Genomic DNA, 22,417 nt, shown 5'->3' on the forward strand with positions numbered 1-22,417 from the left:
TTCTTCAGTCAGCGACAACTGATTTCGTGAGATGCGGGTAACTCACCGGGTACGTCCAAGATCGGTTCGGCACCCGGCCGCAGGCACGGGTGCGAAACCGGTTACGGTACTTAGCCGCCCGCTAAAGTCGCGGGGAGGCGGGGGAACCCAGGATGTCGTGGCGCACGATCGTCTGATCCCGGCCCGGGCCGACGCCGATGCACGAGACCCGCGCGCCGGACAGCTCTTCCAGGCGCTGCACGTACGCCTGGGCGTTGGCCGGGAGCTCCTCGAAGGTGCGGCAGCCGGAGATGTCCTCCCACCAGCCGGGCATCTCCTCGTAGATGGGCTTGGCGTGGTGGAAGTCGGTCTGGGTGGTGGGCATCTGCTCGACGCGCTCGCCGTCGATCTCGTAGGCGACGCAGATCGGGACGGTGTCCAGACTGGAAAGCACGTCCAGCTTGGTGAGGAAGTAATCGGTGATGCCGTTGACGCGGGTGGCGTAGCGGGCGATCACGGCGTCGAACCAGCCGGTGCGACGGGCGCGGCCGGTGGTGACGCCGACCTCGCCGCCGGTCTTGGCCAGATAGGTGCCGGACTCGTCGAAGAGCTCGGTCGGGAACGGGCCGGAGCCGACGCGGGTGGTGTAGGCCTTCAGGATGCCGAGCACTGTGGTGATCTTGTTGGGGCCGACGCCCGCGCCCACGGCCGCGCCGCCCGCGGTCGGGTTGGACGAGGTCACGTACGGGTAGGTGCCGTGGTCGACGTCGAGCAGGGTGCCCTGCGAGCCCTCCAGCAGCACGATCTCGTCGCGCTCCAGCGCCTCGTTGAGCAGCAGTCGCGAGTCGGCGATGCGGTGCTTGAAGCCCTCGGCCTTCTCCAGCACCTCGTCCACCACCTGCTGCGGGTCCAGCGCGCGGCGGTTGTAGATCTTCACCAGCACCTGGTTCTTGAATTCCAGTGCGGCCTCGACCTTCTGGGTGAGGATCTTCTCGTCCAGCACATCGGCCACGCGGACGCCGACGCGGGCGACCTTGTCCTGGTAGCAGGGGCCGATGCCGCGGCCGGTGGTGCCGATCTTCTTGTTGCCGAGGAAGCGTTCGGTGACCTTATCGATGGCCACGTGGTACGGCATGATCAGGTGCGCGTCGGCCGAGAGCAGCAGGCGGGAGGTGTCCACGCCGCGCTCTTCCAGACCGGCGAGTTCGGCCAGCAGCACGCCCGGATCCACGACCACGCCATTGCCGATGACGTTGGTCACATCGGGGGTGAGAATGCCGGACGGGATCAGGTGCAGTGCGAAGCTCTCACCGTTCGGCAGCACCACGGTGTGCCCCGCGTTGTTGCCGCCCTGGTATCGAACTACCCACTGGACCCGGTCACCGAGAAGATCGGTGGCTTTGCCCTTGCCTTCGTCGCCCCACTGGGCGCCGATCAGCACGATTGCCGGCATGCGAGTGTCTCCTACGGGTTCGACGCGCAGCACCCATGTTGCTGCAGCTACCCGCCATCAGAAGGCGGTGGCCGTGGGCACACTTTACTGGATGACCACATACGTCCAGGTGCACGCCCCGGCTCCGAATGAACCAGACATAACGGATGCGCACTGAGGACAGCGGGGCAAATGAGACAGGGCTATGGTGGCACGGGGAGAGGGACCGGCAGGGGGTTCCATCGGGACGCAGCGAGGCGGATAGGTGTTGGCAGGCCAGAGGAGGGTGTTCGGCAGTTGAGTACCCATGTTCTCCGCTGCGACGGCGCACCCGTTCCCATCGCGCTCGCTTCCCTGTCCCTCACGCAGACCGCCGCCATTCCCGACACCGGGACCCTGGACGAGCTGCTGCCGGTGATGGCCGCGGACAGCCTGCCGCGCCTCATCGTGCTCGGTGAGGACGCCGGGCTGGCCGCCGTGCTCACCCACCTCATGCGCACCGAACGCCTCGGCGTGGAGATCGGCTACGTGCCCATCGACCGCACCTACGGCTCCCGCGCGTACGAGACCGGCACCGGGTCCGCCGCCGCCAAACGCGCGCTCGAGGGCCGGGCCGTCGAGACCCCGCTGATCCGCGACGACACCGGCAAGGTGCTCATCGGCCGCGCCACCATCGTCGGCGAGGGCGGCGCGAAACTCGAGGGCGAGGCCTACGTCGACGACACCCGGTTGTTCACCGGAAAGGTCGCGGCCCTGCATGTTTCGCCCATGCTGGAGATGCCGGGCCTGCACGCCACCGTGCCCCGCGGACTGCGCAAGAAGCGCTGGGTCGCCGGGCGCGCCATGCAGCTCGGCACGCCGGGCGCGCTGGTCACCCGCGACGGGATCACCGCCGATCGGGTGGTGAAGCGCTCCACGTTCTATCGGCACCACGAGCCTTGGCTGCTGGTTCGCTGATTCATCCCCAGAATGGGTGTCGGCACGGCGATGACGAGCCGGGCCAGTTGGGAGTGACAGGTGGATGACGCGCGCGCGGTGAGACGAGCCTCCGGGGCGGTCCGGCCCAGCCCCGTGTTCCTGGCGGTGGTGGCGGTCGCGGTACTGGGCGGGGTGCTCGCCTGGAACGCCGACCTCGATTCGCGCCGAGCCCAATTCGGAGTGTTCATCCTGGTGGTAGCCGGGTGGATCGTGACGGTCTGCCTGCACGAGTTCGCGCACGCGTTCGTGGCGTGGCGGGCCGGGGACCGGGAAGTGGAGATGCGCGGGTATCTCACGCTGAACCCGCTCAAATACAGCCATCCGCTGCTGTCGATCGGATTGCCGGTGGTGTTCATCGCGCTCGGCGGATTCGCGCTGCCGGGTGGCGCGGTGTACGTGCACTCGCACTATTTCAGTCCGCGCACGCAGCGGATGATCAGTGGTGCGGGTCCTGCGGTGAACGCGCTGTGCGCGGTGGTGCTGCTGGTCATCGTGTCGCTGTGGGGCAGTCTGCATTCGAACGCCGCGTTCTGGTTCGGGCTGAGTTTCCTTGCCTTCCTCCAGATTTCGGCGACCGTCCTGAATCTGCTGCCGATTCCCGGCACCGACGGGTACGGGATCCTGGAGCCGTCGCTGAGCTATCAGACCCGGCGGTCGCTGGATCAGATCAAGCCCTACGGCCTGCTGATCCTGTTCGCGCTGCTGTTCACGCCGCAGGTGAACCGGTTGTTCTTCGACGGGGTGAACGCGCTGTTCGAGCTGTCCGGGCTGCCGGGCGGGTGGTGGTCGATGGGCAGCCGGTTGACGCGCTTCTGGCTCTGATTGACGTCCTCCCGGTCCTGGACCGGGATTCCTTCCATGCCACCTTCAGGCGGCATCGCGGTGGGTTCCTGTTTCGCGGGCCGGTGCCGGGGCAAGCCCTGGACTTATCTGGCCTCCACAGGCGTTTAGCCTCTCCGCCCGTCCGGCGGCGAGATTGTTTTGAGCAGCGTTGAGATCACGATCGAGGACCGCCCCACAGGCCGGGCAGGTCCAGACGCGCACCGACAGCGGCTTGGGGCCGTCGCGATGCCCGCACGGCGCGCAGATCTGCGAGGACGGATAGAACCGATCCACCTTCCCGAAGAACCGCCCGCCCCGCTTGGCCTTCTCCTCGAGCAGGCGCACGAACATCGCCCACCCGGCATCGTGCACCGACTTCGCCAGCCGGGTGCGGGCCAATCCCTTCACACACAGGTCTTCGACGAACACCGCTTGATTCTCACGAATGATCGCCGCTGACTGCTTGTGCGCCCAATCCCTGCGCGTATCAGCCACTTTCGCATGCACCCGCGCCACCTTCACGCGAGCCTTGGCGCGATTGGCCGAACCTTTCCGCTTGCGCGCAAGGTTCCGCTGCGCGCGGGCGAGCTTGCGCTCGGCCTGGCGCAGGAACTTCGGGGACTCGACCCTCTTGCCATCCGACAGGACCGCGAACGTGGTCAAACCCAAGTCGATTCCGACCTCGGAGTCGACCACGGGCAGTGGGTGGTCGTCGACCTGAACGACGAACGACGCAAAATATCGTCCTGCGGCATCCTTGATGATCGTGACGCTCGACGGGGTCGCGGGCAACGGCCTCGACCACGCCACCTTCAACTCGCCGACCTTGGCCACATACAGGCGGCCATTCGATCGCAGCGTGAATCCGTTGCGCGTCAACCGGATCGACTGCCGATGATCCTTGGCCGACCGGAACTGCGGCGGGGCCACCTTCGCGCCCTTACGTTTGCCGGTGACCGAATTGAAGAAATTCCGGTAGGCGACATGCAGATCCGCGACCGCCTGCACCAACACCACCGAGGACACCTCACCCAGCCAGGCCCGTTCTGGTGTCTTTTTGGCCTGCGTGATCACCTGGGTTTGCAGGACCGAGTCCTTGATATACGGCTGATCCGCGGCAAACGCGTCCCGCCGGGCTCGCAGCCCGTCGTTGAATACCACCCGCGCACACCCGAACGCCCGCGCCAGACCCTCTCGCTGGCCCGCTGTCGGATACACGCGGTACTGGTACCGAAGCTGCACACCCACAGTCTACCATTGGCCTATGGTTTCAGAACCCGAGTACAGACGAGGCAGATCAGTAGTATCCGCACTCAATGTCCACTTGGTCTTCGTTACCAAATACCGCCGAGGAGTCCTCGATGACGCCATGCTGACCACGTGCGAACAAGTGATGCGAGGAGTCTGCACAGACTTCGAAGCCGAACTGATCGAGTTCAACGGCGAGGACGACCACGTCCACCTCCTGATCGAATACCCACCCAAAGTCCCAATCAGCAAACTCGTGAACAGCCTCAAAGGCGTCTCCGCCCGCCGCCTCCACCATGAATTCGCCGAACGCGTGAACCGCCACCACATGAACGGACACCTCTGGAGCCCCAGCTACCTCGCCGCCTCCTACGGCAGCGCACCCCTATCCATCATCAAGCAATACATCGAGCAACAACGCCGACCACCCCGCAAACCCGGACGACCCAAAACCTCAATGCGCTAACCCAACCCCAAAGGACCGGGCTTGCGCACACCGCACCGGTCAATCGATCGGCGTGACGTAGGGGTGCGCGACGGTCGGGGGCAGCAGCGCCATGGCCGACAGCCGCCGCACGCCGCACACCTGCATGAGATCCACCACGATGGACCGCAATTGGGCGAACACCACGTGTGCGGACAGCCCCGCCCCGTGGACCAGATCCTTGGTCGCGCCCTTGCCGACCGACCGCAGCACGCGGGTCGCCTCGGCGGGATCGGGTTTCTCGTCCGGGTCGGCGAGCATCATGCGCCGCACCACGTCCACCGCCTGACCGAGCTTCTCGACCTCCACGATGAGCCCCGGGTCGAGCACCTCGTCGTCGCGGACCGAGGTGAGGGCGCGGCGCAGCAGCACCCGGGTATTGCGGACCGCGTTGTCGAGCGGGTCGGCGGCGTCGCGCAACCGGCTCAGGCGGGCGCGAGAGTTCCAGTACAGCGGGGAGATTCGAATGATCTCCTGACTGCCTTCGAGGGTGTTGCGCAGGGAGTCGATCGCGCCCTGCGTGCCGCGCACCGCCTCCAGGGCCGCCTTGATCTTGGCGGCATCGTGTTCGAGCAGGCCGTCGGCGCATTCGGTGAGGGCGGCGCCCATCACCTCCAGGATTCCGGCCGCCTGCTCCCGGGCGCGGCGCACCGGGTGCAGCGGAATGGCCGCCACCACCACGATGCCGACCAGTCCGCCCACCAGGGCGTCGATCATGCGCAGGGACGCGCCGCCCTGGCCGGGCGGGTAGAGGGTCGCGACCAGTACCGCGGAACTGGCCGCCTGCATGGTGATGACGGGACCGCCGTCAAGGAAGACGGCGGTGCACATGGCCAGCACCACCAGCAGCATGATCTGCCAGCCGCCGGTGCCGACCCGGGTCACGAACAGGTCCCCGATGCCGATGCCGACGGCCACGCCCACGATGAGCTCGATCGAGCGGCGCAGCCGGGCCCCGAACGAGACGCCGATGGAGATCATGGCCGCCATCGGCGCGAAGAACGGGTGTTCGTGCCCGATCACATTGTGGGCGATGAACCAGGCCACGCCCGCGCCGATGGCGCACTGCACGATCGGCAGCAGCGACGAGCGGACCCGCCCGGCGGCCTTGCGCATGCGGGTGACGCCGCTCTCGCGGGCGGCGTCGATGGTTTCGCCTAGGCCACCGGTCAATTCAGTCGAGGCCGAGCTCGGCGGCGGCGCGCGGGTCGCAGTCCTCGAGCAGGTCCAGGCAGCGCGCGTACTCGTCGGTCTCGCCGATGGCCCGGGCGGCCTTGGCGAGCGCGCCGACGCTGCGCAGAAAGCCCTGGTTGGGCTCGTGGCTCCACGGCACCGGGCCGAAGCCCTTCCAGCCGTTGCGGCGCAACAGGTCCAGGCCGCGGTGGTAGCCGGTGCGCGCGAACGCGTAGGCGGAGATGATGTCGAGGTTGACGTCGCCGTCGGCGGCGGCGCCCCGCTCCAGGGCGGCTTCGGCCAGGTGTGCCCAGGCGATGGAGGCGGTCGGGTGGGCCGCGGCGACCTGCACCGGGTCCTGTTTCTGGAGCAGCGCGTCCTCCGCGTCGATGTTTTCCGGAAGGAGGACCGGCTGCGGTCCGAGCAGATCGCCGAAGGAGGTCATGCCGATCATTCTGCACCGGTACCCGGAATGCTCAGTAGGCTGACCTTCGAATCACAGTTCCGCCGATCCGAGGGGTGCAACGCGTGTCCGACCCGAAAGACGACCAGCAGCAGCAGGGCCCTGCCAACCAGGCATCGGGTCCCGCCGCAGGCGACACGGACACCAGCGCCACCCCCGCACGCCCGGCGAACCCGGCCGACCAGTCCGCCCCGCAGGCCGCGAACGGCACGAGCACGCCGGCGACCGCCGACGCCGCACCCCCGACCGCCGCCACCGAAGCCATCCCGTCCCCCAACGCGCGGACCGAGGAAATCCGCACCGGCGCACCTCGACCCGGCGCCCCCAAGACCCCGCAGGCCAAGTCCGGCCCCGCCGGTTTCGCCACCATCCACTACGAAACCTCCAAGCCCGCAGGCACTCCGGGCGCGAACCGCGTCCAGCCCCCGGCGGCGAGCCGCGGCCAGTCCCCCGCCGGACAGGCAGGCGCGGGCCGAGTGCAGCCGCCCGCCGGAGCACAGGGCACGTCGGCTGGACAGCAGGGCACGCCGGCCGGACAGCAAGGCACGCCGGCTGGACAGCAAGGCACGCCGGCCGGACAGCAAGGCACGCCGGCCGGACAGCAGGGCACGCCGGCTGGACAGCAAGGCACGCCGGCCGGACACCAAGGCACGCCTGCCGGACACCAAGGCACGCCTGCCGGACACCAAGGCACGCCGGCCGGACACCAAGGCACGCCTGCCGGAGCGCAGGGCGGGCCCGGCGGGTCGCAAGGCACGCCCGGCGGACTACCGGGAACGCCTGCCGGAGCGCAGGGTGGACCCGGCGGACAGCCGTCGGCCGCGCGTCAGGGCTCGGGTGAGTTCAAGCCGCAGAGCACGCCGAGCGGGCAGCCCTCGCCCGGCGGGTCGGGCGTACGGCCGGGTGCGTCCGCGCAATCCGGCGCTGCCGCACCCGGTTCCGGGAACGCCGCGGGTGGACGCCCCTCGGAGGGCGCGCAATCCGGACCGGGTGGACAGTCTCCGGCTGCCGAGCCCCAGGAACGCCAGGGATCCGCCGCGCAGCCCGCGAACGGTGGAAAGCCCGGCGGCGCTGGACAATCCGATGCGGGCGGGCAGTCGGCCGGACGCGGGCAAGGGCCGGGAGCCCCGTCGCCCGCCGATGACGCTCCGACCCAGTTCATTCCGATTCAGCGGCCCGCCGGCGAGAAGGCGGACGGAGGCGCGCAGGGCGCCGACGTACAGGCCGATGCCACCACGCAGATGATCAAGATTCAGCGGTCCGGGCAGGGGGTGAGCGGTCCGGGGACCGGGAAGCCCGGCGAGCAGGGGCTATCCGGCTCCGCCGATTCCGGGAAGACCGTCGCGGGCGGCGCGGCCGTCGGGGCTGCGGGCGCGGCTGCTGCGGCCTCGAGCGACGCTGCCGGTCAGGGCGGAGCGTTGGAGCAGGCTGCGCCGGAGAATGTTCCGACGCAGGGGATGCCCGCCGCTTCGGCCGATGACGACGAGAAGTCGGGCGATGGCGCCGCGGCCGGTGAGAAGTCCGGCGGTAGCGATTCCGGGGCCCCGGCGAATGCGAAGGACCGCGAGTCCGGGGGCGAAGGCTCCGGGGACGAGGGCTCCGGGGACGCCGCGACCGTGGTGATCAAGCGGGTCCCGAATCCGGCCGACGACGCCACGACGGCGCTGCCGGTGGTGTCGGGCGAGGCCGGGACCGAGAAGATCCGGGTTTCGGGACCGCAGGGTCGGGCGGTCAGCAAGCCGCCGCAGACGCCTCGGGTGAACGCGGGGCCGCGGAATGTCGGGCCGAAGGGGAACGCTCCGGACGCGCCCGTCGAGGAGACGCGGCCGTCGCCGCCGCGGCCGCCGATGGGTCCTCCGATGGGCCCGCGTCGTCCCGCGACCGCGCCGTCTCCGGCGGACACCCAGTCGACCATGCCGGGCCAGCCGATCGGCGGGCCGCGGATCGCGTCGCCACAGCGGGTCGGGGCGGGTGCGCCGCAGGGTCCACGCGGACCTCAGGGCCCGAACACGCCCCAGGGTCCGCAGGGACCGGGCGGGCCGCAGGGACCCACTGCGCTGAAGGGACCGAACGCTCCGCAGGTCCCGGGTGCGCAGGGACCGCACGGGCCGAATGCTCCGCAGGGGCAGCCGGGTTCGGGTGCTCCGCAGGGCCCCGGCGGCCCGGGTCTCGGTGCGCCGCAGCCCGGTATCGGCGGGTCGCAGGGCATGCCCGGGATCGGCGGGCTGGCGCAGCCGCAGCGGGTTCCGGCGGCCGAGCCGGTCGACGGCGCCGCGAAGTCCGGTGGCGGTTCGAAGAAGTTGTGGATCGGCGTGGCCGCGGCGGTGGTCGCGGTGGTGGCGATCGTCGGCGTGGTGCTCGGCGTGAAGAAGCACAACGACGACAATTCGCCGGAAGCGCTGGTGCAGCAGACGATCACGTCGTACACCGATGCCCTGGGCAGCGGGAACCTGGACACGCTGCGGGCGGTGACCTGCGGTGCGCAGCACGACTTCTATCAGAAGATCTCGACCGACCAGTTCGCGAGCGTGTACAAGACCTCCAAGGAGCAGAAGAGCATCCCGCAGGTGAAGAGCGTGGACGCCATCCAGATCACCGGTGATGCCGCGCTGGCGCAGGCGACGGTGTTCACCGAGGCGGATCCGGCGAAGTTCTCCTCGCGGACCTTCGACCTGCGCAACGAGGGTGGTTCGTGGAAGGTGTGTGAGCCCAAGAACGCGAACTGACCGGGGCGAATATCGGTATCGACAGCTTCGGCGAAATGGCCTGACACGTTCTCGCCCGTGCTCGCGATGAACATCACATAAACCTGGTCAATAGACCTGCACGTCGGTAGGGTGTCTGGGTTGTCTGGGCTGGCCATTTCGGCATTCCGGCACTTCAGCGGTGTTGTACGCCGTCCATAAAGTTACGAATGCAGGAGCTGAGTACGGATGCCGGATACGGCTGAGCACATCGTGCCGGATACGGCAGAGACCCTGGCGGCGCTGGAAGCGGAGACCATCGTGGAGCCGACCAACGCCACCGCCGCCGAACTGGTCGGCCGTCACTTCCGGGTGCGCGATCACTACGACGTGGGCCGCGAGAAGATCCGCGAATTCGCCCGCGCCGTGCGCAACGACCACGCCGCCCACCACCGCGAGACCGATGCCGCCGAGCTCGGCTACGGCGGCCTGCTGGCCTCGCCCACCTTCGCCTCGGTGATCGGCGCGGCCACCACCCGCTCGCTGATCGGCTCGGTGCTCACCGAGTACGACGTCTCGCAGATCCTGCAGACCGACCAGGTCTTCGAGTATCACCGCCCGATCCTGGCCGGGGACCGGCTGGGCGTGGACGTGGTGGTGGAGAACATCCGCGGCTTCGGCGACAACGACTTCATCACCGTCAAGGTCACCCTGACCGATGCCGACGTGCGGCCGGTGCTGGTCGCCACCACCACCATCGTGGCCCGCAAGGGCGTCGAGATCGACCCGGTCGCGGTCGAGACCGTGTCGGGCGTGGTCATGCACGGCCATGTCGTCGAGCCCGGCCAGTTCGACACCGATCCGAACGGCCTGATCCTGCTGGCCCCGGAGGAGGTGGCCGAGCCGGCCGCCCCCGCCGCGCCGCTGCCGGTCAATACCGTCCCGACCGCCGCGGGCGTGGCCGCGGGCACCGAGCTGCCCGCCGCGAAGGTGCCGGTCACCCGGGGCGACCTGGTCAACTACGCGGGCGTCTCCGGCGACCCGAATCCGATCCACTTCAGCGATACCGCCGCCACCCTGGTCGGTCTGCCCACCGTGGTCGCGCACGGCATGCTCACCATGGGCCTGACCGCCGGCTACCTGGTGGACTGGCTGGGCGACCCGTCGGCGCTGGGCAAGTTCAGCGTCCGCTTCTCCGGTTTCGTGCCGGTGGAGCCGACCGCCCCGACCTTCGTCGAGTTCACCGGCAAGGTGAAGTCGGTGGACGCGGCCACCGGCGCGGCGACCGTCGTGCTGGGCGCGACCTCGGAGGGCAAGAAGCTCTTCGGCCGCGCCATCGCCGAGGTCCGGCTGTCCCGCCTCCCCGAAACGTCAGCGCACGGCTGAGAGCCGTCGACCGTCTCGCATGCGGGCCGGCGGCCAGGTGCCGAACCAATTTCGGTCGTACCCTGGAGTTACCCCGGCCGCAACGAAACCAGTTGCCACGTACGAGGACGATTTACAGGCTTCAGCGATCAGTTCAGCGTGGCATGCATCAGGTAGACGTTGTAGTCGTTCCAGGTCGACATGGTGAAGTACAGGTCGTCACCGGTCGACCAGGGGTGGATGAATCCGCCGTACAGCTCCGGGAATTGCAGCGCGCTGACCGTGACCGCGCTGTCGGACCACGCGCCCTGCGGTGAATCCGATTCCCGCACAACCAGAGCCGCCTTCGCGGTGTCGAGGTAGCTCATCTGCCACACCTTGCGGTTCTCGTCGTAGCGGACCGACAGTTCCCCCGCGGGCGCGTCAACGATCGGTGTGGCGCTGACGTTTCCGTTCACGGCGGGCCCCCAGGAGCCGTTCTGCCAGTACTGGTAGGCGGTCGGGTTGAGCACCTGCTCCTTGGGCACCCGCGCCAGCCCGACCCCGCCCAACCGGGTATTGGGGATGCCGAACATGTACACCCAGTCGCCCTGCGGCACCATGGACGCGACCTGGAAGCTGGAGACGCCGAAGATGTTCTCCCACTTGGCGTACGGGTCCTTGGTCCAGTGTTCGCCGTGGTCGTCGGAGTAGGCGAGCCCGCCGTAGTTGGTGAACCAGGTGCCGGGCAGGCTGTTCCAGGTGCGAATCGACATGTAGCTCATGTACTGCCGGTCACCGAGCGCGAACCCCGAGGTGGGGATGGTGGTGATCTCGATATTGTCCAGCTTGCGGCTGCTCAGCATTTCCGAGGCGTGGCAGCGGTCGTCGGTGACCATGCGGTCGAAGACGATGCCGTTGGCGAGATCACGATTCTTGCTGAACGCCAGCAGGTTCGAGCGCCAGTCCTCACCCATGCCGCCGGGCGGATGAAATTCCCGGCCGACGGTGTCGCCGAAGGCGATGGCGATCTCGTCGGGCGCGCTCTGCCACATGATGCCGAGGTCGGTGCCCTGCACCTGCCAGCGCTTGTCGGTGCGGTTGATCGAGTTCGCGCCGGTCAGTTTCGACACCTCACGCACGTCGGAGACCTGCGGCGTGGGCCGGGCGGGGGTGCGCTCGGCGGGCTCGCTGGACGGGTGCGCGGGTTCGGGCCCGGGCGGCAGCGCGGGCGGATTCGGGTTGGGCAGTGCGAAATTGAACGGCTGCGGCCGCACGATGAGTTTCGGGATGCCGAGTTGTTCGGCGAGTCCCGGTGGCGCGGCGGGTGTGTCGGTGAGGTCCGGGCACGGGTTCACGCACGGGTCGGGCGGCAGTTCCATCCGCACGCGCTCGGTGTTCTCCGGCAGCGGCCCGGTGTCGACCGTGACGACCGGATAGGGCACCGGCACCTCGACGGTCTTGGGCACCACCGACTCGTGTACGGGTCTGGGGTCGGTCGCGCAGGCGCCGATGCCCGGAACCGCCGGTGTCGCACCGGTTTCCGTATCCGCCGACGCCGCCGGCCGGCCCATACCGACCAGTACTCCCGCCCCGAAGATCACCGCTCCCGCAGCCGCCACGAGCCGCTTGGCCATGCGTTCAACCCTCTCGACATTAGGGTCATCCGGACCTCATCCGGGCAAGGACCCTACCCCAAAGGTCAGCGCAGGGCCTGGAAGGTGATCGCGGTCGTGCCGATCCGGATGACATCGCCGTCGGCGAGCACCGCGGCCGACTCGATGGTCTGCTCGTTGATGTAGATCCCGTTGGCGGAGTGCAAATCCTTGATCAGCAGCCCGGCCCGGCTGGGCGTGATCTGCGCATGGTACCGGCTGGCCTTCGGATCGTCGAGCACCAGATCGTTGTCGGTCATGCGACCGATCTTCACGCCGTTGGCGCCGATCGGCACCACGCGTCCGTCGGCCAGGCACAGCTGCCCGGCACGCACGGCGCGCGGCATCTCGGTGACGGTCTCGGTCATGGCCTTGGCCATCCGCTCGACCTCGTGAATCTGCCCGGTGCTCAACGGTTCCTGGCGCAGCACCTTCTGTTCCAGCGCGATCAGCGCGGGCCCCGGATCGATGCCGAGCTCGTCGGCGAGCACGGTCCGCACCCGGCGGCAGGCGTCGAGCGCGTCGGCCTGACGGCCGGACAGGTACAGCGCGGTGATCAGCTGCGCCCACAACGGTTCCCGCAGCGGATGGGCGTTGGTCATCGACACCAGTTCGCCGACCACGGAAGACGCACGGCCCAGGGCGATTTCGGAGTCGATGCGGGCGGAGGCGACCAGCAGCCGCTCCTCGTCCATGGCGGTCGCGAAGCTCTCCGCGAAACCGAGACCCGACAGATCGTCGAGCGCCCGCCCGCTCCATTCGGCGAGGGCCTCGCCGAAGAGCCGGGATGCGGCGGCCGGGTCACCGATCGCGGCGGCCTCGGAGCCTTCGCGGCGCAGCGTCTCGAAACGCCCGAGATCGCACTCGTCGTCCTCGATTTCGAGGCGGTAGCCGGAGGATTCGGTACGCAGCAACGCCACCGGGTCGATCCCGGCGGTGCGCAGCGTCTTGCGGATGTTCGAGACGAACACCTGGAGACTGGCCTGATAGGAGTCCGGCGGATCATCGTTCCAGACGATGTCGGCCAGGGCCTGGGAGGACACCGCACGCCGCCGGTTCACGGCCAGTGCCGCCAGCAGTGCGCGGGGCTTGGGACCACCGACCGGTATGGACCGGCCGGCGACCAACAACTGCACGGGGCCCAGGACCCGTACATCGACAGTCATGCCACCTGCCTCGATAGAGACCGCGGCGCGCCCGCCGCTCGAAAATTGCCCGGGATTCCGCTGCGCTGCGCGGAATCCCGAGCGTTGAGCTTACTTGGCGCTGATCGAGCGTCCCGCCGAGTTCAGGTCGTTGCAGGCCTCGACGACGCGCGCGGCCATCGAGGTCTCGGCCTTCTTGAGGTAGCTGCGCGGGTCGTAGACCTTCTTGTTGCCGACCTCGCCGTCGATCTTCAGCACGCCGTCGTAGTTGCCGAACATGTGGCCGGCGACCGGACGGGTGAAGGCGTACTGGGTGTCGGTGTCGACGTTCATCTTCACCACACCGAAGCGCAGCGAGTCCTCGATCTCCGACTTCAGCGAGCCCGAACCGCCGTGGAAGACGAAGTCGAACGGCTGCGCGTCCGCGCCCAGGCCCAGTTTGGCGGCGGCCACGCGCTGGCCCTCGGCCAGCACCTCGGGCTTGAGCACCACGTTGCCCGGCTTGTAGACGCCGTGCACGTTGCCGAAGGTGGCGGCCAGCAGGTACTGGCCGTTCTCGCCGGCGCCGAGCGCGTCGATGGTCTTCTCGAAGTCCTCGGGCGAGGTGTACAGCTTCTCGTTGATCTCGGCCTCGACACCGTCCTCTTCACCACCGACGACGCCGATCTCGACCTCGAGGATGATGTTGGCGGCGTGCGCCTGCTTCAGCAGTTCCCTGGCGATCTCGAGGTTCTCGTCGATCGGGATCGCGGAACCGTCCCACATGTGCGACTGGAACAGCGGGTTCAGGCCGTTCTTCACGCGCTCGGCCGAGATGGCCAGCAGCGGGCGCACGAAGGTGTCCAGCTTGTCCTTCGGGCAGTGGTCGGTGTGCAGCGCGATGGTGACGTCGTACTTGGCCGCCACCACGTTCGCGAACTCCGCGAGCGCGACCGCGCCGGTGACCATGTCCTTCACGCCCAGGCCGGAACCGAATTCCGCACCACCGGTGGAGAACTGGATGATGCCGTCGGAACCGGCGTCCGCGAAGCCCTTGATGGCCGCGTTGATCGTCTCCGAGGACGTGCAGTTGATGGCGGGGAACGCGAAGGAGTTCTGCTTGGCCCGAGCAATCATCTCGGCGTAGATCTCCGGAGTCGCGATGGGCACGTGGACCTCCGTGGGGTGTGTGCTGCGATACAACAAAATTCTGTCAGCCCACACGATAGGGGAGCGGCTTTTTCCACGGTCCGGGGCCTCGGATACTCGACAACTTTGTGAGGTTGCTTCGACGTTCGGTGTGATGTCCGGGGTACCGGTACTGTGGTGGCCGTGACCTTGCTGGCCGTATCCGATGCCGTGACGACCAACGCCGCGCTGCCCGCGATCTTGGACCCCATGCACCTCCTCACGGAGACGTGGTTGTCCCACGCGGTGCTCCCGGCGATCTTGGCCATCGTCTTCATCGAGACCGGCCTGCTGTTCCCCATCCTCCCCGGCGACTCGCTGCTGTTCACTGGCGGTCTGCTGGCGGCCCAGGCGCACCCGCCGGCCGGCATGAACATCTGGTGGCTGGTGCCGGCCACCGCGTTCGTGGCCTGGCTGGGTGACCAGAGCGGCTACTGGATCGGGCGGACCATCGGCCCGGCGCTGTTCAAGAAGGAGGACACCCGCTTCTTCAAGCAGCGCTACATCACCGAGACGCACGCCTTCTTCGAGAAGCACGGCCCCAAGACCATCGTCCTGGCCCGCTTCGTGCCCATCGTGCGCACCTTCATGCCGGTGCTGGCCGGTGTCTCGAAGATGGACTACCGCAAGTTCGCGACCGTCGACATCATCGGCGCGGTCCTCTGGGGCGGCGGCGTGACCGTGCTCGGGTACTTCCTGGGCAATGTCGAATTCATCCGCAAGAACGTCGAGGCGATCTTCCTGCTGATCGTGTTCGTGTCCATTCTCCCGGGCATCATCGCGGTCGGTAAGAACCTGCTGCACCGCGGTCAGCACCCGGAGCAGGCCGAGTACGCCACCTCGTCGAACGAGTCGACCCGCTGAGCCATTCGGTGCCGACCACCCCGCTAACGACGACCCTCGCCTCCGGCGGGTTCGGACCGCTCGAAACGGCCGGACCGGTCCTCGTGTGGACCATCGTCCTCACGTTCGTGTTCCTGGAGTGCGCACTCATCATCGGGCTGTTCCTGCCCGGTGACTCCATGCTCATCACCGCGGGCGTGGTGCTGGCCTCCCAGCTCAATGGCGAGGGCCACGTGTGGGCGCTGTCGGTGGGCACCATGATCGCGGCCATCGCGGGCAATCAGGTCGGGTACGTGTTCGGGCATCGCACCGGGCATCACCTGGTCGCGCGCAAGAACGGCAAGTACATCAACACCCGCAATCTGGCGCGGGTCTCGGAACTGCTGCACAAGCACGGATTCCTGGCGGTGCTGGTGGCCCGCTGGATCCCGTGGGTGCGCACGCTGTGCCCGCTGGTCGCGGGCGCGGCGGGGATGGATCACCGCAAGTACACCATCGCCTCGTCGATCGGGGCGGTGATCTGGGCGCCGGTGATCCTGCTGGCCAGCTATTACGCCGGCAGTTTCATCGAGGACATCTCGTGGCTGATGCCCGCGGTGATCGGGACCCTGGTCGTCGGATTGGTGCTGGGGACCGTGATCGGCGTCCGGCAGTACCGGGCCGAAATGGCGCGGCCCGCCGAGGATTTCGACGTGGATCTCGACGAACCCGCGACGGTGCCGATTCCGCGGCAGCACAACGCCTGATTCCCCGGCACTACAACGCCCGATCCGGTCCGATCGGCCGCTAGAGTCCGGCGGCCGTCACCGTGTGCGCGGCCTCCATCAGTTTCCAGCCCGAGAGTTGTACCGAGAGATCGCGTTCCGGGCTGCTGGACGCACTCACCGAACCGCCCTCGAAGACGCCCGCGCCCGCGATGCCGGGCAACCGGGCGGGCTGCCGCCAGTCCGCGCCGAACAGCGGTTCGCCCTCGACATCGAGGCGGTGTTCCCAGGCCGCGGTCGCGCAGGCGCGGACGATGGCGGCGGCCTTGCGGCGGGCGTTCACCCGGTCGGGTTCGTCGCCGGGCAGCATGAGCGCGGCCAGCGCGAGGTAGCGGATGAGAATGCCGTTGAACAGGCCGCCGTCGCCGCCGCCGTCACCGACCACGATGCCGTTCTCGGTCAGGTGCTCGTCGATGGCGTCGATCAGCCGGACCGCGCGGTCGGCGTGCCGGGGTTCTCCGGTGTGCACGGCGAGTTCGGTCTCGAGGCCGAGGGTGACGCCCTGGCAGTAGCTGTAGACGGGCTTCTCCACCTCGCCGGACGGTAGATGGATGCCGTCGAAGATGAGACCGGTCTCCTGGTCGCGCAGCTTCGTGTCGAGGAAGTCGGCCAGTTCCTGGGCGCGGGTGTAGCGGCCCAGCCGCGCCATGGCAATCCCGACCGGTCCGTTGGCGGGGGCGTTGTAGAAATCCGAGCCCTTCCGCCACGGCACCGCGCCGAACTCCGGCTCGAACCCGTTGACCAGCGTCTTCTCCAGAATCAGCAGCGCGCCCCGGACCTCCTCGACGCCCTGGGTGCGCTCGGCCCGTTCCAGCGAGATGGTCAGCCAGGCCATGTCGTCGTAGTAATTGTTGGTCCAGCCGGTGATATTGCGCAGCCGCATGCCGTGCGCGATGGACCACAGCCGACGCTGCCGCGCCGGGGTCGGCGCGCGATTGGCGGCGTCGACCGCGCAGTCGATCAGATGGGCCTGCCACCAGTAGTGCCAGAACGCGAACGTGCGCTCGCGTTTGGTGGCGGGCCAGCCCACCACCCCGAGCTGCGTGCCCGGGGAGCCCCAGAGTTTGCGCAGGTGACGGGACAGAATCGCGGATTCGGCGAGATCGGCCCGCTGCGACCAGAGGGCAGCCGTCGGCTCGATATTGCGTCCGGTCCGCGATGTCATGGGACTAATAATGCCAATCGGACAAGAGTGTTCGTGGCTTATTTGTTACCGAGAGTCGTACGCCTCACCACGCCCGCGTGAGGTCCGCGTGCTGCCGGATCCAGGCGTGCATGGCGATGCCCGCGGCCACCCCGGCATTGATGCTGCGGGTGGAACCGAACTGCGCGATCGAAACGGTCAGCAACGCGCCCGCTTTCGCGGCCTCGGTCACCCCGGGCCCCTCCTGTCCGAACAACAGCAGGCAATCACGCGGCAGCTGCACCGTTTCCAGCGGCACCGCGCCGGGCACATTGTCGACCGCGACCACGGTCAGCCCGGCCTCCGCCGCGAAGCCCAACAGCTCGGCGGTGTCGTGATGATGGCGAATGTGCTGGTAGCGGTCGGTGACCATGGCGCCGCGCCGATTCCAGCGCTTGCGCCCGACAATGTGCACGGCCGCGGCGGCGAAGGCGTTGGCGGTGCGCACCACGGTGCCGATATTGGCGTCGTGGCCGAAGTTCTCGATGGCCACGTGCAGCGGATGTCGCCGGCTGTCGATGTCGGCGACGATCGCCTCGCGCCGCCAATACCGGTACGCGTCGACCACATTGCGGCGGTCGCCGTGCGCGAGCAGCTCCGGATCCAGGCGCGGATCGGCGGGCGGCTCGGTGCCGAACTCGTCCCGCCACGGTCCGACGCCGTGCGGATGCTCGCCCCACTCGGTCGGACCGGGGGCTTCGGATTCGTCGGCGATCGGGGTGGAACTCACCCGGCGATGGTAGTTGCCGAGCGAATCACTACTGGGACGCCCCGACCGCACCCACGATGATCGCGAACACGACGAACAGGATCACCAGCAGCATCAGCGCGGTGGCGATGATCCCGCAGATCCAGCCCGCCGTCACCATCCCGGCGCCGCCGATGGCGCCATGGGAGTCGCGGATCTCGCGGCGGGCCTTGCCGCCCATGATCCAGGCCACCGGCCCCAGCAGCTGGCAGAACACCAGGCTCATCACGCCGAGGATCAGCACCACCACGGCCTGCGGATGATCCGGGGCGGGCGCACCGTAATAGCCCGGCGGGTAGTAGCCGGGAACCGGCGGTTGGTAGCCGGGGTTATAACCGGGCTGCTGGTAGTAGCCCGGTTGCTGGCCCTGGGACTGCGGATCCCAGCCCGGCGGGGGCGCGTCGTAGGTCATGCGCGCAAGCCTAGGTGGTGGTGCGCCACAACGGGTGCGGGCGCTTCCGTGGCCGAAGGTTTGAAACATCGCTGCGCGGTTGCCGGGCGTGGAAGACTGGAACCATGACTCGGTCGAGTTCCGCGGAATTGCTGAAATCGGTTGAATACTGGCCGAATCACCTGCTGTCCATCGCGGAGTGGTCGCTGCTTCCCGAGAACAACCGGCACTGCCGGGAGCTGGTGGACGGCGTGCTGGTCGTGGCGCCGCAACCGCCACGGCATCAACTCGCGGTGTGGCGCTTGGCAGCTCAGCTCGAGCGGGCGCTGCCGCGGCGCATGGCCGCCATGGCGCGCATCGAATTGCTGATCGACGAGGGCACGCCGCCGACGGTGCGGGTGCCGGACGTGCTGATCGTCGGCGGGGCGGCCGGGGCCGAGCACGCCACCCGGGTGCGGCCGCCGGATGTGCTGGCGGCCATCGAGATCGTGGCGCCGGGGTCGCGGCGGGTGGACCGGGTGATGAAGTTCGCGGAGTACGCGGCGGCCGGAATCGGGCACTACTGGCTGTTGGAGACCGAGGATGCGTTGCGGCTGTACACCTTTCGACTGCAGGACGGCCGGTACATACCGACCGGTGAGCATGTCGGACAGGTGACCCTGGAACTCGACGACATCGGCCTGCCCCTGGACCTGGACGCGCTCACCGCGCTACGCCCTTCCGGCGTCTCGGTGTGATCCCGAGCAGCTCTCGATTTGCCGCGCATACCCTCTGACCTCGCCTGATCGGTCACACGGGACAAAATTCGGGACTATCCTGGAATCCCGGAGGCCGTGGTTGGAGGGTGTGATGGACCACGCGCGCATAGCCAGAACCGTGCTCGGAGTGACGGCGGCATATCTCGTCGCACTCGGCCTCTGGCTGGGCTGGCTGGTCCCGCTCACCCCGCCCGGAACCATCCCCGTCCAGGTCGTCACGCTGGTCGGTCTGTACGGAACCTTCCTCGGACTCGGCATGCTGCTCGCCCAGCGCCCCACCCGCTCGGACCGGAAACTGCTGCGGCACGGGCTCGAAGGCTGGGCGAACATCGAGGGCGTGCACCCGCTGCAGCGCACCGACCACTGCACCGAGCTCACCGAACTCGACCTCGAGCTCGTGGTGCCGGGGTCGGAAACCTATTACGGCAGCATCGTGTTCGACGTGGAACCCGTGGTCAAGCCGAGAATCGCGGTGGGCGGCACGATTTCGATCCGTGTCGATCCGCGCAACCGCGACCGCATCATGCTGTGCCTGTGAACCGCGTCCCGCAGAGCCTGCGAACTGCGTCCCGCAGGGCCTGCGCCCCGCATCCCGCTGTGCCCGTGAACCGCGTCCCGCAGAGCCTGCGACCCGGCGCTCACCGGACCGCCGGCACAGGGTGGCACCGCGCCCGAGCCGGGTGCGCTCGGGGGACGGTCTGCCGGATTTGCCCGATCCGGGCCGTAGCATCCTGACCATGACGATCGCCGACACACCGGACCGCCGGGAAGCGCCGCTGGTACTCGACACCGAGCCGCCGCGCACCCTCGGCTTCACCGATCAGGCGGCGTTCTGGCTGAATCTCGGCGTCAGCCTGATCGGGTTCAGCGGCGCCGCGGTCGTGCTCACCCCCGCCGGCGCGAACCTCCCGCTGACCGGAGCCCTGCTGGCCACCGTGCTCGGCACCGTGGTCGGCGCGGCCATGGTGGCCGGGCCCGCCGCCATCGGTGCCCGCACCGGCGCGCCCGCCATGGCGGTGCTGCGCGGACTGTTCGGCACGCGCCTGTCGTATGTGCCGACGGTCGCCAATATCGTGCAGTGCATCGGCTGGGGCGTATACGAGCTGACGGTCATCACGCTCGGCGTCTCCGCGCTCACCCACGATCGGGTGCCGCACTGGATCGTCATCGTCGGCGCGGGCGTGCTGTCCACCGTGATGGCCGTGTGGCCGCTGTCCGCGGTGCGCGCGCTGCGCAAATACGTGTCGGTGGCGGTCGGCATCGCCCTGATCTATTTCACGATTCAGCTGCTGCTGCAACCGGTTCCGATGCCGACCGACACCAGCTGGAGCGGGTTCTGGCCCGCCGTCGACTCCACCCTCGCGGTCTCCATCTCCTTCGTGCCGCTGGCGGCCGACTACACCCGGCATTCGCGGTCCGCGCGCACCGCGGCCGGAGCCACCGTGATCGGCTACTCGGTCGCGCAGGTCTGGTGCTATCTGCTCGGCATCCTCGCGATCCTGCAGGCGGGCAGCGCCGACCACATCTTCGACACCTTCCTCGGCGTCACCGCCGGGTGGCTGTTCTTCGCGGTGCTGGTGCTGCGTGAGTCGGATCAGTCCTTCGCCAATATCTATTCGACGGCCATGTCGATCCAGAATCTGCTGCCCCGGGTGGATCGGCGGCTGCTGGCGACCCTGGTCGGCGCGCTCGTGACGCTGCTGGCGCTGCCCGTGCGCGACTTCGGCAATTACGCCAACTTCCTGTACCTGATCGGGTCGGTCTTCGTGCCGTTGTGCGCGGTCCTGGTCGTCGACTACTTCTTCGGCCGCGGCCGCGCGGGCTGGGATCTCACCGAGCACGCCCCCACCCGCCCGCTCATGCTGCTGCCGTGGGTGATCGGATTCGTCGTCTACCAGCTCTTCAATCCCGGTTCGATCACCTGGTGGAGCGACTTCTGGACCACGGCGCGGAACGCGCTCGGCATCCATCCGGGCTGGTGGGCCTCGGCCTCGCTGTACTCGTTCCTGGCGGCCGCCGCCGTGACGGCGATCCTGGTGCGGCTGCGCCGGGGATGACCGACGGGCGGGTCTACGGCATGGGGCTCGACCCGTTGGTCGAACCCGATTGGCCCGCACTCACTCCCGCCGAGGTGGAAGCGGCGCTCGGCGCGGACGCGAGCATCGAATGGCGCAGTCCGCGACCGCTCTCGGCCACCGCGCGGATCCGGCTGCCGGACGAGCGCGAGGTCATCCTCAAACGCCTGCCCCGCACACTGCGGGACGCCGCGGCGCTCGGCGAGGAGCACCGTTTCATGGATCACCTGCGCGAGCGCGGGATTCCGGTTCCCGCTGTGCTGCGCGCCCTCGACCTCGGCGAATTCGCTTATGAGGTACAGGAACTCGGCGTCGGCTCCGACGACTACGCGGGCGTCTTCTCCTGGTCGCCCTACCGTTCCCTCGACGAGGCGGCCGCGGCCGGACGCGCCCTGGCGCGGCTGCACCTGGCGGCCGCCGATTACGATGCGCCGCGACGCCCGCCGCGCCCGCTCCTAGCCGGTTTCAGCATCTTCTCCTCCGCCGATCCCCTTGCGGCCGTGGCGCATCGGGCCGTCGAACGGCCCGCGCTGGACGCGTTCCTGGCGCGGCGTGATTGGCGCGGCGATATGGCACGCGTCCAGCTTCCGGCCTACGAGCGCCTGTATCCCCTGCTCGCCGACCTGGAACCGCTGTGGACACACAATGATTGGCACGGCACGAACCTGCTCTGGCGCGACCGCGACGTGACCGCGGTCATCGACTTCGGCCTGTGCGACCGCACCACGGCCGTTCACGATCTCGCCACCGCCATCGAACGCTGTGCGGTGGACTGGATTTCGGTCCGGTCGGGTGGCCCGGCGAACGTGCGGGCCGATCAGGTCCGCGCCCTGCTCGGCGGATACGAGTCGGTGCGGGCGCTGTCCGCGGCGGAACGACGGGCCCTACCCGCCCTGCTCCCCCTGGTCCACTGCGAATACGAGCTCTCCGAGATCGACTATTTCCTGGCCGTCGTCCCCGGCGGCAACGAGCAGAACGCCGAGATCGCCTACACGGACTACTTCCTGGGCCACACCGACTGGTGGAACCACAACCGCGGATTGCTAACAATTCGCTAAAACATTGGCACGTGCACACACCG

21 protein-coding genes are annotated in these 22,417 nt (G+C 68.5%); 11 read left to right on the forward strand and 10 right to left on the reverse strand.

Annotated elements, in window-relative coordinates:
• Positions 1-121: 121 nt before the first annotated feature.
• Positions 122-1,432, reverse strand: coding sequence for an adenylosuccinate synthase (locus ACFV4K_RS20605; protein ID WP_379276856.1), 1,311 nt, complete (start codon positions 1,430-1,432; stop codon positions 122-124).
• 276 nt (positions 1,433-1,708) lie between these two features.
• On the opposite strand from ACFV4K_RS20605, the gene ACFV4K_RS20610 reads away from it, so the two are divergent.
• Together ACFV4K_RS20610 and ACFV4K_RS20615 are read left to right on the forward strand one after the other, a co-directional pair.
• Complete coding sequence (locus tag ACFV4K_RS20610; RefSeq protein WP_379276858.1) at positions 1,709-2,368, forward strand: hypothetical protein; 660 nt, start codon at positions 1,709-1,711, stop codon at positions 2,366-2,368.
• Positions 2,369-2,428: 60 nt separating this feature from the next.
• The gene (locus tag ACFV4K_RS20615) at positions 2,429-3,211 is read left to right on the forward strand and encodes a site-2 protease family protein (protein ID WP_379276860.1); all 783 of its coding nucleotides are present in this window, start codon (positions 2,429-2,431) and stop codon (positions 3,209-3,211) included.
• A gap of 45 nt (positions 3,212-3,256) precedes the next feature.
• Here ACFV4K_RS20615 and ACFV4K_RS20620 read toward each other — a convergent pair whose 3' ends face one another.
• The gene (locus ACFV4K_RS20620) at positions 3,257-4,453 is read right to left on the reverse strand and encodes an RNA-guided endonuclease InsQ/TnpB family protein (protein ID WP_379276862.1); all 1,197 of its coding nucleotides are present in this window, start codon (positions 4,451-4,453) and stop codon (positions 3,257-3,259) included.
• Positions 4,454-4,475: 22 nt separating this feature from the next.
• On the opposite strand from ACFV4K_RS20620, the gene tnpA reads away from it, so the two are divergent.
• A complete protein-coding gene (gene tnpA / locus ACFV4K_RS20625) occupies positions 4,476-4,925 on the forward strand; it encodes an IS200/IS605 family transposase (RefSeq protein ID WP_379276863.1) in 450 nt (149 codons plus the stop codon).
• A gap of 39 nt (positions 4,926-4,964) precedes the next feature.
• Here the strand turns inward: tnpA and ACFV4K_RS20630 are convergent, their stop codons facing one another.
• Together ACFV4K_RS20630 and ACFV4K_RS20635 are read right to left on the reverse strand one after the other, a co-directional pair.
• The gene (locus ACFV4K_RS20630; RefSeq protein WP_379276896.1) at positions 4,965-6,059 is read right to left on the reverse strand and encodes an aromatic acid exporter family protein; all 1,095 of its coding nucleotides are present in this window, start codon (positions 6,057-6,059) and stop codon (positions 4,965-4,967) included.
• A gap of 58 nt (positions 6,060-6,117) precedes the next feature.
• Positions 6,118-6,561: a DUF3151 domain-containing protein gene (locus tag ACFV4K_RS20635; protein WP_357284848.1), complete on the reverse strand. Its 444-nt coding sequence runs from the start codon at positions 6,559-6,561 to the stop codon at positions 6,118-6,120.
• A gap of 83 nt (positions 6,562-6,644) precedes the next feature.
• Between ACFV4K_RS20635 and ACFV4K_RS20640 the strand changes: the two genes are divergently transcribed.
• Both ACFV4K_RS20640 and ACFV4K_RS20645 read left to right on the forward strand, forming a co-directional pair.
• Entirely contained in the window at positions 6,645-9,305 is a 2,661-nt protein-coding gene (locus tag ACFV4K_RS20640; RefSeq protein ID WP_379276864.1) for a hypothetical protein, read from the forward strand.
• Between the two features lie 207 nt (positions 9,306-9,512).
• A complete protein-coding gene (locus ACFV4K_RS20645; RefSeq protein WP_379276866.1) occupies positions 9,513-10,649 on the forward strand; it encodes a fused (3R)-hydroxyacyl-ACP dehydratase subunits HadA/HadB in 1,137 nt (378 codons plus the stop codon).
• Between the two features lie 128 nt (positions 10,650-10,777).
• Here the strand turns inward: ACFV4K_RS20645 and ACFV4K_RS20650 are convergent, their stop codons facing one another.
• The 3 genes from ACFV4K_RS20650 to fbaA form a co-directional block, all read right to left on the reverse strand.
• Positions 10,778-12,244: a DUF4185 domain-containing protein gene (locus ACFV4K_RS20650; RefSeq protein ID WP_379276867.1), complete on the reverse strand. Its 1,467-nt coding sequence runs from the start codon at positions 12,242-12,244 to the stop codon at positions 10,778-10,780.
• A 65-nt stretch (positions 12,245-12,309) separates the two neighbouring features.
• Complete coding sequence (locus ACFV4K_RS20655) at positions 12,310-13,428, reverse strand: BTAD domain-containing putative transcriptional regulator (RefSeq protein ID WP_379276869.1); 1,119 nt, start codon at positions 13,426-13,428, stop codon at positions 12,310-12,312.
• 90 nt (positions 13,429-13,518) lie between these two features.
• The gene (fbaA, locus tag ACFV4K_RS20660) at positions 13,519-14,556 is read right to left on the reverse strand and encodes a class II fructose-bisphosphate aldolase (RefSeq protein WP_379276870.1); all 1,038 of its coding nucleotides are present in this window, start codon (positions 14,554-14,556) and stop codon (positions 13,519-13,521) included.
• A gap of 228 nt (positions 14,557-14,784) precedes the next feature.
• Between fbaA and ACFV4K_RS20665 the strand changes: the two genes are divergently transcribed.
• Positions 14,785-15,438 carry a DedA family protein gene (locus ACFV4K_RS20665; protein WP_379276898.1) on the forward strand — a complete coding sequence of 218 codons (654 nt, stop codon included), beginning with the start codon at positions 14,785-14,787 and terminating at the stop codon, positions 15,436-15,438.
• Between the two features lie 8 nt (positions 15,439-15,446).
• Positions 15,447-16,163, forward strand: coding sequence for a DedA family protein (locus ACFV4K_RS20670; RefSeq protein ID WP_379276872.1), 717 nt, complete (start codon positions 15,447-15,449; stop codon positions 16,161-16,163).
• A gap of 40 nt (positions 16,164-16,203) precedes the next feature.
• Here ACFV4K_RS20670 and ACFV4K_RS20675 read toward each other — a convergent pair whose 3' ends face one another.
• The 3 genes from ACFV4K_RS20675 to ACFV4K_RS20685 form a co-directional block, all read right to left on the reverse strand.
• On the reverse strand, positions 16,204-17,346 hold the full coding sequence (locus ACFV4K_RS20675) for a glycoside hydrolase family 76 protein (RefSeq protein WP_379276873.1): 1,143 nt from the start codon (positions 17,344-17,346) through the stop codon (positions 16,204-16,206).
• A gap of 64 nt (positions 17,347-17,410) precedes the next feature.
• Positions 17,411-18,094: a TrmH family RNA methyltransferase gene (locus ACFV4K_RS20680; protein ID WP_379276875.1), complete on the reverse strand. Its 684-nt coding sequence runs from the start codon at positions 18,092-18,094 to the stop codon at positions 17,411-17,413.
• A 28-nt stretch (positions 18,095-18,122) separates the two neighbouring features.
• A complete protein-coding gene (locus tag ACFV4K_RS20685) occupies positions 18,123-18,524 on the reverse strand; it encodes a DUF4190 domain-containing protein (RefSeq protein WP_379276877.1) in 402 nt (133 codons plus the stop codon).
• 104 nt (positions 18,525-18,628) lie between these two features.
• Here ACFV4K_RS20685 and ACFV4K_RS20690 point away from each other — a divergent pair, with 104 nt between their 5' ends.
• The 4 genes from ACFV4K_RS20690 (at position 18,629) to ACFV4K_RS20705 (ending at position 22,394) form a co-directional block, all read left to right on the forward strand.
• Positions 18,629-19,240, forward strand: a complete 612-nt coding sequence (locus ACFV4K_RS20690) for a Uma2 family endonuclease (protein WP_379276879.1) — start codon at positions 18,629-18,631, stop codon at positions 19,238-19,240.
• A gap of 112 nt (positions 19,241-19,352) precedes the next feature.
• Positions 19,353-19,799, forward strand: a complete 447-nt coding sequence (locus ACFV4K_RS20695) for a hypothetical protein (RefSeq protein ID WP_379276880.1) — start codon at positions 19,353-19,355, stop codon at positions 19,797-19,799.
• Between the two features lie 199 nt (positions 19,800-19,998).
• Positions 19,999-21,318: a purine-cytosine permease family protein gene (locus ACFV4K_RS20700; protein ID WP_379276882.1), complete on the forward strand. Its 1,320-nt coding sequence runs from the start codon at positions 19,999-20,001 to the stop codon at positions 21,316-21,318.
• Complete coding sequence (locus ACFV4K_RS20705) at positions 21,315-22,394, forward strand: phosphotransferase enzyme family protein (RefSeq protein ID WP_379276883.1); 1,080 nt, start codon at positions 21,315-21,317, stop codon at positions 22,392-22,394. The genes ACFV4K_RS20700 and ACFV4K_RS20705 overlap by 4 nt, the downstream gene beginning before the upstream one ends.
• Positions 22,395-22,417: the final 23 nt, after the last annotated feature.

Source organism: Nocardia sp. NPDC059764, from assembly GCF_042732555.1.
Taxonomy (GTDB): Bacteria; Actinomycetota; Actinomycetes; order Mycobacteriales; family Mycobacteriaceae; genus Nocardia.